The sequence below is a fragment of the Allobosea sp. BE125 genome (assembly GCF_031456075.1).
In the GTDB taxonomy this organism is placed as follows: domain Bacteria; phylum Pseudomonadota; class Alphaproteobacteria; order Rhizobiales; family Beijerinckiaceae; genus Allobosea.
In genome coordinates, this window is record NZ_JAVDTY010000013.1 from 219,179 (window position 1) to 227,698 (window position 8,520).

Below are 8,520 nucleotides of genomic sequence, written 5' to 3' on the forward strand. Positions count from 1 at the left end.
ATCCGGACACAGCCTCGACGCGGGAAGGGTTCCCCGCGCCCTTCGTCGCTGCATACCCGAACCTCGCCGCAGAACCCTCTCCTGTAAGGAGAGGGCAGGGTGAGGTGTAGGCCGTTATCCGGAGGGGACGAGCCCTCGCCGCCACATGCGGTCGGCTCAGCGTTTCGCTGGTCAAGGGGCCGACACCTCATCCCTGCCCTTCTCCTTACAGGAGAAGGGTTCCCCGCGCTTTTCGCCACAGCCGCGACGCCTCTCCCCGTCTCCCGGCTGACATCATGAGTGTCCAGCTGCCTGGTCCCCGAACCTCGGCCGGCATAAAGAACATTTTTCTGCGGCATGTTGAAAATTGGAAGCGCCATTGCGCCTGACGCCATGGACTTCGCGTGCATCGAAATCGTAAAACCTCACAGCTGTTCTTTTTTAAGAACGATCTGGAGTCGCTTTCATGCCGATATCGTTCGCTCGTATCAGCACTGCCTTTCGGTCCCTGGCCGTGGTCGCCGCGCTGGGGCTTGCCAGCCCGTCGCTTGCGGCCGGGCAGATCACGGTCGGCGTCGGCGACAATATCCTCGGTCTCGACCCGACCGATCTCAATGACTCGGTCTCGCTCTCGGCCAGCCGGCTTTTCTTCCAGGGGCTCTATGGCTTCGACCGCGAGCTGAAGCTTGTTCCGGTGCTGGCCGAGAGCACCGAGGTCAACGGCGACTCGACCCAGTACACCGTCCACCTGCGGCGCGGCGTCAAATTCCATGACGGTACGTCCTTCGATGCCGCCGCAGTCAAGCTGAACTACGACCGGCTGCGCGACCCGGCCAACCATCTCAAGCGCCAGAGCCTGCTGGAGGCCGTCGACAAGGTCGAGGTGGTCGACGAATTCACCATCCGTCTCGTCCTCAAGGCGCCGTCAGGCGTGCTGCTCAACTATCTCGCCCATACCGGGGCCTCCATCCTGAGTCCCAAGGCCATCGCCCAATATGGCGCAGAGATTTCGCGCCACCCGGTCGGCACCGGTCCCTTTGTCTTCACCAGCTGGACGCCCGACACCCTCAAGGCCGCGCGCAACCCGCAATACTGGCGCCAGGGCCTGCCGCGGCTCGACGGCGTCACGATCCGGAGCGTGCCCGAAAGCGGCGCAAGGCTGGCCCTGCTGCGTTCGGGCGAAGCGCAGTTCGTGTTTCCGCTGCCGCCCGAGACGGTGCAGCTCATCGAACGCGACGAGCGCCTCGCCATCGACAAGACGCCGTCGATCGTGATCCAGTATGTCGCCCTCAACACCCGCAAGAAGCCGTTCGACGATCCGCGCGTCAGGCAGGCCCTGAACTACGCGATCGACAAGACCGCTTTCATCAAGGTCGTCTACAACGGCTTCGGCATTCCCATGGATGCGCCGGTGGCGCCGGGCATCGCCTTCTACAGCAAGCAGGGCGTCTGGCCCTATGATCCCGCCAAGGCCAAGCAGCTGCTGGCGGAAGCGGGCTATCCGAACGGCTTCGAGACCGAAATCTGGAACTTCAGCAACACGCTGAACAACCGGGCGTCGCAGTTCCTGCAGCAGCAACTCGCCCTCGTCGGCGTGAAGGTTGCGGTCAACCCGCTCGAGGCCGGCGTCGCGACCACGCGGCTCTGGGGCGCCAAGACCCCGGAGGACGCCGAAGTGCGCATGTTCTTCGGCAGCTGGGCCCCTTCGACCGGTGACGCCGACTGGGCGCTGCGGCCGCTGCTGTCGAGCCGCAGCTATCCGCCGGCGCTCTACAACCTGGCCTATTTCAAGAACGACGCAGTCGATGCGGCGCTTCTGAAGGGGCTGTCCACGGCCGATCCCGCGGAGCGCAAGACCGCTTATGACGCCGTCCAGAAAGCAGTCTGGCAAGAGGCGCCCTGGATCTTCCTCTCGGTCAACACGCTGGTGGCCGGCCGCGACAAGCGCCTGACGGGTCTCACCCAGCAGCCCGATACGGCCCTGACCTATGAGGAAGCAGACCTGAAATAGGTGCTGCTTCCCATGGGCGAGCCGGAACTGCTCGACGTCCAGGATCTCTCTGTCAGCTTTCCCGCCGACAGAGGCCGGACAACCGTGGTTCGCGGCCTTGGGCTGACGGTCAGGCCGGGCGAGACCGTGGCGCTGGTGGGTGAATCAGGCTCCGGCAAATCCGTCGCCTCGCTGGCGATCACCCGGCTTCTCGACTATGGGCCCGGCCGGATCGATACCGGCCGCATCCTCTATCGCGACAATGGCGGCAAGGTCCGCGATCTCGTGCAGGAAGATGCGGAGACGATGCGGGGATTGCGTGGCCCCGAGATCGCCATGGTGTTCCAGCAGCCGATGAGTTCGCTCAACCCGGTCATGCGGATCGGCGACCAGATCGCCGAGGCCATCGTGCAGCACCGCCAGCTCGACTGGACGGCAGCTCTCGCCGAGGCGCAGCGCCTGCTCGAGCGAGTCCGCATCCCCGATGCAAACCGGCACTTGCGCTCCTATCCGTTCGAGATCTCGGGCGGCATGCGCCAGCGCGCGATGATCGCCATCGCGCTGGCGAGCCAGCCGCGGCTTCTCATCGCCGACGAGCCGACGACGGCTCTCGACGTGACTGTCCAGGCGCAGGTGCTGCGCCTGCTGCGCGAACTCCAGCGCGATCTCGGCACCGGCCTGCTGTTCATCACCCATGACATGGGCGTCGTCGCCGAACTCGCCGACCGCGTCGTGGTGATGCGTGCCGGCGAACGTCTCGAAGAAGGCGAGGTCGGTGCGCTCTTCGCCACGCCATCCCACCCCTATACGCGCAGCCTGCTCGCCGCCGTGCCGGTGCTCGGCAGCCTCAACGACGAGACCCTGCCGGTGCCGTTCCCGGAACCGCCCGCGCCGACCGGGCCGCAGGATACCGTGGCAGCGGCAGCGCCGGTGCTGGAGCTGCGCGATCTCGTCACGCGGTTCGACATCAGGGGCATGCTTGGCCGCGTCCGGGCCCGGATCCACGCCGTCGAGCAGGTGAGCCTCGATATCCGCCCCGGCGAGACGCTCGCGCTGGTCGGCGAGAGCGGCTGCGGCAAGAGCACGCTCGGACGCAGCATCGTGCGTCTCGAAGAGCCGTCCTCGGGGCGCATCCTGTTCCAGGGCCAGGATGTTCTCACCGTGGCTGCGAACAGCGCCGCAGACAGCGCTTTGCGGCGCGGCATCCAATATGTCTTCCAGGATCCGTTCAGCGCGCTGGACCCGCGGCTCACGGTCGGCTTCTCCGTGGCGGAGCCGATACGCACCCATGGCCTCCTCGAGGGCACGGCCGTCATCCGCCGCGTCGAAGAGCTGCTCGAACGCGTCGGTCTCCCGCGCGCATTCGTCTCGCGCTATCCTCACGAGCTCTCGGGCGGCCAGTGCCAGCGTGTCGGAATCGCGCGTGCGCTGGCCTCGGAGCCGCGATTGATCATCGCCGACGAGGCGGTCGCGGCGCTCGACGTGTCGATCCGCGCACAGATCGTCAACCTGCTGATGGATTTGCAGCGAAAGCTCGGCCTCGCCTGCCTGTTCATCTCCCACGACATGGCGGTGGTCGAGCGGATAAGCCACCGCGTCGCGGTGATGTATCTTGGGCAGATCGTCGAAATCGGGCCGCGTCAGGCCGTGCTCTCCTCACCGCAGCACGCTTATACGCGCCGGCTGCTCAGCGCTGTCCCGGTTCCAGATCCTGCGCGACGCCGCGAGGAGGTCGCGATCGACGACAGCGAAGTGCCAAGCCCGCTGCGGGCATTGGACGACGTGCCGGAGGTCGCCCCGCTGGTTCAGGTCGGGCCCGACCATTATGTCGCTCGGCACCGCGTGGGAGGTCTCTATTGAGGACAATGCGATGCGCGCTGTGCTGAACGCCCAGCTGAAGGTCCAGGCAAGGAAGGAGAGCCGATGCCCGTCTTCTTCCTGAAGCGGCTTATCGGCGCAGTGCCGGTGCTGTTTGCCGTGTCGCTGTTCGTCTTCGGCTTCGTCCGGCTGCTGCCGGGCGATCCGGCGCGGCTGGTGGCGGGTGCGGATGCGACGGAACAGGAGGTGGCATCCGCGCGCGAAGCGCTCGGGCTCGACCGGCCGATCTGGGAGCAGTACCTGCGTTACGCTGGCGCGACCCTTCATGGCGATTTCGGCATCTCCAGCCGCACGCATGAACCGGTGATCGCGGTTATCGGGGCGCGCTTCCTGCCGACCCTGTGGCTCACTCTGGCGGCGATGGGGTGGGCAACCCTGACGGGGGGCCTGCTCGGCGTTTGGGCCGGGGTCAAGCGCGGGCGATGGCAGGATCAGGCGGCCATGCTGGTGGCGATCGGCGGCCTGTCCTTTCCCGGCTTTTGGCTCGGGCTGCTGCTGATCGATCTGTTTTCGGTGCATCTCGGCTGGCTGCCGACCGGCGGCTATGACGGATGGCGTTCGCTGCTCATGCCCTCCTTCACGCTCGGCGTCGGGGTGGCTGCGGTGCTTGCCCGCTTCACGCGCTCGGCCTTCGTCGATGTCGCCGGCGAGGATTTCGTCCGCACGGCGCGCAGCAAGGGCCTGACCGAACGCCGCGTGATCTGGCGCCACGCGGCGCGCAACGCCTTGATCCCGGTCGTCACCCTGACGGGGCTGGAGTTCGGAACGCTGCTGGGCGGCGCGATCGTGGTCGAGACGGTGTTCGCCTGGCCGGGCCTGGGCCGCCTGCTCGTCGACAGCATCTCCTTCCGCGACTACCCCGTGATCCAGGCGCTGATCCTGCTCCTGTCCGCCGAGTTCGTGCTGATAAACCTCGTGGTCGATGTCCTCTACGGCGTGCTGAACCCGGCAATCCGGTTGCGATCATGACAGCGCCCGCCATCCGCTCGCCCGCTCGGGAATTCTGGCGGCGTTTTCGCCGCAGGCACACAGCGCTTCTGGCCGCCGCCATCATCGCTCTCATCGTCTTTGCAGCGGCGTTCGCGCCGTATATCGCGCCTTACGATCCGGCAGCCGCTGACTACGATGCGCTCCTGCAAGCGCCGACATGGGCCCATCTTGCCGGCACCGATTCCTATGGCCGCGACATCCTGAGCCGGATCATCTGGGGCGGCCGCGTCTCCCTCGCCGTGGGCCTGATCTCGGCCTTTGTCGGCGGCTTCATCGGCACGATCATGGGGCTTGTCAGCGGTTGGAGCGGCGGCTGGGTCGACACGCTGCTGATGCGGCTATGCGATGTGCTGTTCGCCTTTCCCGGCCTCCTCCTGGCCATCGCCGTGGTGGCGCTGCTGGGGCCGGGAGTGGGAAATGTCATCTGGGCGGTGGCGGTGTTCAGCGTGCCGGTTTTTGCCCGGCTCGTCCGCGGCAGCACCTTGGTGCTGAAGCAGACCCAATATGTTCAGGCGGCCCGCAGCATCGGCGTGTCCAGGTTCAGGCTGATCCTTCACCATATCCTGCCCGGAGCCCTGCCGGCGGTGATCGTCTATATGAGCCTGCGCATCGGCTCGGCGATCCTTGTCGGTGCGGCGCTGTCCTTCATCGGGCTAGGGGCGCAACCGCCAAGCTCGGAATGGGGCGCCATGTTGGCGGATGGGCGCAGCTATCTCGGCGTCGCCGATCACCTGACCCTGTTTCCGGGTCTCGCCATTTTCGTCGTCGTGCTCTGCTTCAACATCCTCGGCGACGGCCTGCGCGATGCCCTGAACCAGAAGCTGCAATGAAGCGCGATCGTCAGATCGACGGTTGAGGGTGGCCTTTACCGTTTAGGCTCCGCCCAGAGCTAAACCACCTCGCAGCTGTCGGAGGCTGTCCCCGAAACTGCGAGGCGAGGAGGTCCCTCTACCGGTTTTCATGCAGCTGTTTTGCGGAAAGCGGCGGTCAGGCCGCCTTCTTGGCCGCATCGAACGGGATCTCGACATCGACGGCGAGCGTCGAATATTGCGCGCCGCGCTCCATCTTCACGGTGACCTTGTCGTGATCGATCTGCATGTGCATCGAGATGGCGCGCAGGATTTCGTCCCGCAGCTTGGAGACCAGGTCGGAATCACCGACCGCCGCGCGCTCATGGGCGAGGAGAACCTTCAAGCGCTCGCGGGCGGCCGGGGCCGACTGGGTGCGGGAGAACAGGCGACGCAAATTCATGCCGCTTTCCTTCCGAAGATCTTGCCGAAGAAGCCGCGCTTTTCGCCCGGAATCATGATCGGCAGGTTTTCGCCCTTGAGCCGGCGGGCCGCCTCGAAATAGGCGATCGACGGTGCGCTGCGATCATCGGCCAGGGTCACGGGAGAGCCGAGATTGGACGCGCGCAGTACATCCATGCTTTCCGGGATGATGCCGAGCAGCGGGATCGACAGGATTTCGAGGACGTCATCCACCTTCAGCATGTCGCCGCGTTCGGCGCGGGCCGAGTCGTAGCGAGTGAGCAGCAGATGCTTCTCCATATGCTCGCCATTCTCGGCCCTGAGCGTCTTGGAATCGAGCAGGCCGATGATGCGGTCGGAATCGCGAACCGAGGAGACCTCCGGATTGGTCACGACGATGGCCACGTCGGCATGGCGCATGGCCAGCGTCGCACCGCGCTCGATACCGGCCGGGCTGTCGCAGATGACCCAGTCGAAGACGCTCTTCAGGGCACTGACGACCTTCTCGACCCCCTCCGGCGTGAGGTTGTCCTTGTCGCGCGTCTGCGAAGCCGGCAGCAGGTAGAGCGTCTCGACCCGCTTGTCGCGGATGAGCGCCTGCGTCAGCTTGGCCTCGCCCTGGATCACGTTGACGAGGTCGTAGACCACCCGTCTTTCCGCGCCCATGACGAGATCGAGATTGCGCAAGCCGACATCGAAATCCACGACCACGACCTTGTCGCCGCTTTTTGCAAGAGCAGCTCCCAGCGCCGCGGAAGACGTCGTTTTGCCGACGCCGCCTTTGCCGGATGTGACCACGATGACTTTGCCCATAGACCTCTCCTGTTTGTAGTGATGCGCCGTGAGCGATTCTAAAAATTGAGAGCATTGCTCATGCGAAAAGCCGGTACCCACTTTCGCGCAATGCTCTAGGCGAGCGATCCGACCTTGAACGTTTCGCCCTCGAGCCAGATCTGGACGGCCTTGCCGCGCGTTTCGGGTTCCATGTCCTCGGCCGTCTTGTAGAAGCCGTCGATGGCGAGGAGTTCCGCTTCGAGCTTGCTGCAGAAGATGCGCGCGGACGCGTTGCCCATCGTGCCGGCCAGCGCTCGTCCCCGAAGCGTGCCGTAGATGTGGATGGAACCGCCCGCGACGACTTCGGCGCCGGATGCGACCGACCCGATGACGGTCACGTCGCCCTCGGGAAAGAACAGCGACTGGCCGGAGCGCACGGGCTGCGTCACGATGATCGAAGGCGTGGTCTTGATCGGCAGCGGGTCGGAGCGAATGATGCTCTCGGACACGACTGCCTCCTTGATCGGCTCGGCCACCGGCGCTTCGATGTCCGATGTCGAGCGCCCGCCGGAGATCGCGGGCGGCAGATCCGCGCCGAGCAATGAGGTGCGGGCGCCTTCAATGCCCATGATTCGCACATTGCGCGTGCACAGCTCGCCGACGAGCTCGCGGAGCTGCGAGCGGTCGAGCTCAAGGCCCTCGACATCGAGCACCACCGGCCGCCTCAGGAAGAATCCGGCGGACAGCGCAGCCAGCTCATCGAGCCGCACCAGCCAGTCCTCGATGGGCAGCTCGGGGGTCAGTGTGAGCGCAAGGTAGGAGCGCCCCTTGAGGCGGATCGGCCTGGGTTTCGTTAACACGGCGGTCATCTTGGTAAACTTTCGGTAGCCCCGGTGTATCGGGCGAATGGTTAACAGATGGTAAATCGGCGGGGCGCGCGGACGCCAGCGCGCCGCCCTTGACATCGGATGAGGCACGGCAAGCGGCGAAAATTTTCAACCAATCCGGCGTCAAAAACCGCGGGCATTGAAGGCATCCGCGGGTCGCCGAAAACGCTCCTCGCAGGGCCCGAAACCGTTCGCGGCAGCGTTTGCCCGGGCGGCGATGCGAGGCATCGCTGCCCAACGGCATCGGCCGTGCGAAGGCGAATGCGACCGCATCCGCCTCGACGTTCTCCCCGCAAACCCGGACGATCGAAGCCGGAGTTTTCCACTTGTTTTCCGGTTATCGGGGCGTGGAGAGTTCGATGAAGTTGTCGAAGGTCATCGCGCCCCAGATCGGTCAGAAGCAGGCCGAGAACAGGCGCTGGTTGCGCAGATGTGCCGGAGGACCGGAATCCGGGCCGTGGCGTTCTGCAACCGGCGCAAGACGCATGGCGGGCCTGTTCTGATCTACCCCAACCCTGGCGACGCCTGTCGTCGCCGCGTCATGGAGCTGGAAGGCCTTCTCGACGATCCCGATAGGCGAGGCGGCGCTGGGACCTTACGGGATCCGGCGCGGATTCTGCGGCTAGCGTCCGGAACGACAAAACCCCGCCTGCTGAGCAGACGGGGTTTTGCTTGTCTTTGGTTGCGGGGGCTGGATTTGAACCAACGACCTTCAGGTTATGAGCCTGACGAGCTACCGGGCTGCTCCACCCCGCGATAAGGCGTGTTTGGA

The 8,520-nt window shown here is 65.4% G+C and carries 7 protein-coding genes and 1 tRNA gene; 4 read left to right on the plus strand and 4 right to left on the minus strand.

Annotation, left to right across the window (positions count from 1 at the left end; all coding sequences use genetic code 11):
- Positions 1 to 445 precede the first annotated feature (445 nt).
- From J2Y55_RS25440 to J2Y55_RS25455, 4 genes are all read left to right on the plus strand, one after another.
- Positions 446 to 1,990, plus strand: coding sequence for a glutathione ABC transporter substrate-binding protein (locus tag J2Y55_RS25440; protein WP_310159044.1), 1,545 nt, complete (start codon positions 446 to 448; stop codon positions 1,988 to 1,990).
- Positions 1,991 to 2,002: 12 nt separating this feature from the next.
- Entirely contained in the window at positions 2,003 to 3,829 is a 1,827-nt protein-coding gene (locus J2Y55_RS25445; RefSeq protein ID WP_404979038.1) for an ABC transporter ATP-binding protein, read from the plus strand.
- Between the two features lie 63 nt (positions 3,830 to 3,892).
- Complete coding sequence (locus tag J2Y55_RS25450; protein ID WP_310159046.1) at positions 3,893 to 4,816, plus strand: ABC transporter permease subunit; 924 nt, start codon at positions 3,893 to 3,895, stop codon at positions 4,814 to 4,816.
- Entirely contained in the window at positions 4,813 to 5,667 is an 855-nt protein-coding gene (locus J2Y55_RS25455; RefSeq protein WP_310159047.1) for an ABC transporter permease, read from the plus strand. Before J2Y55_RS25450 ends, J2Y55_RS25455 begins: the two co-directional genes overlap by 4 nt.
- Before the next feature lie 157 nt (positions 5,668 to 5,824).
- Here the strand turns inward: J2Y55_RS25455 and minE are convergent, their stop codons facing one another.
- The 4 genes from minE to J2Y55_RS25475 all read right to left on the minus strand — a co-directional run bounded on the left by minE (position 5,825) and on the right by J2Y55_RS25475 (position 8,504).
- On the minus strand, positions 5,825 to 6,088 hold the full coding sequence (gene minE / locus J2Y55_RS25460) for a cell division topological specificity factor MinE (protein WP_069689375.1): 264 nt from the start codon (positions 6,086 to 6,088) through the stop codon (positions 5,825 to 5,827).
- Positions 6,085 to 6,900, minus strand: coding sequence for a septum site-determining protein MinD (gene minD, locus J2Y55_RS25465; RefSeq protein ID WP_310159049.1), 816 nt, complete (start codon positions 6,898 to 6,900; stop codon positions 6,085 to 6,087). Before minD ends, minE begins: the two co-directional genes overlap by 4 nt.
- A gap of 95 nt (positions 6,901 to 6,995) precedes the next feature.
- The gene (gene minC / locus J2Y55_RS25470; protein ID WP_310159074.1) at positions 6,996 to 7,730 is read right to left on the minus strand and encodes a septum site-determining protein MinC; all 735 of its coding nucleotides are present in this window, start codon (positions 7,728 to 7,730) and stop codon (positions 6,996 to 6,998) included.
- 697 nt (positions 7,731 to 8,427) lie between these two features.
- A tRNA-Met gene (locus J2Y55_RS25475) sits at positions 8,428 to 8,504 on the minus strand.
- Positions 8,505 to 8,520 lie beyond the last annotated feature (16 nt).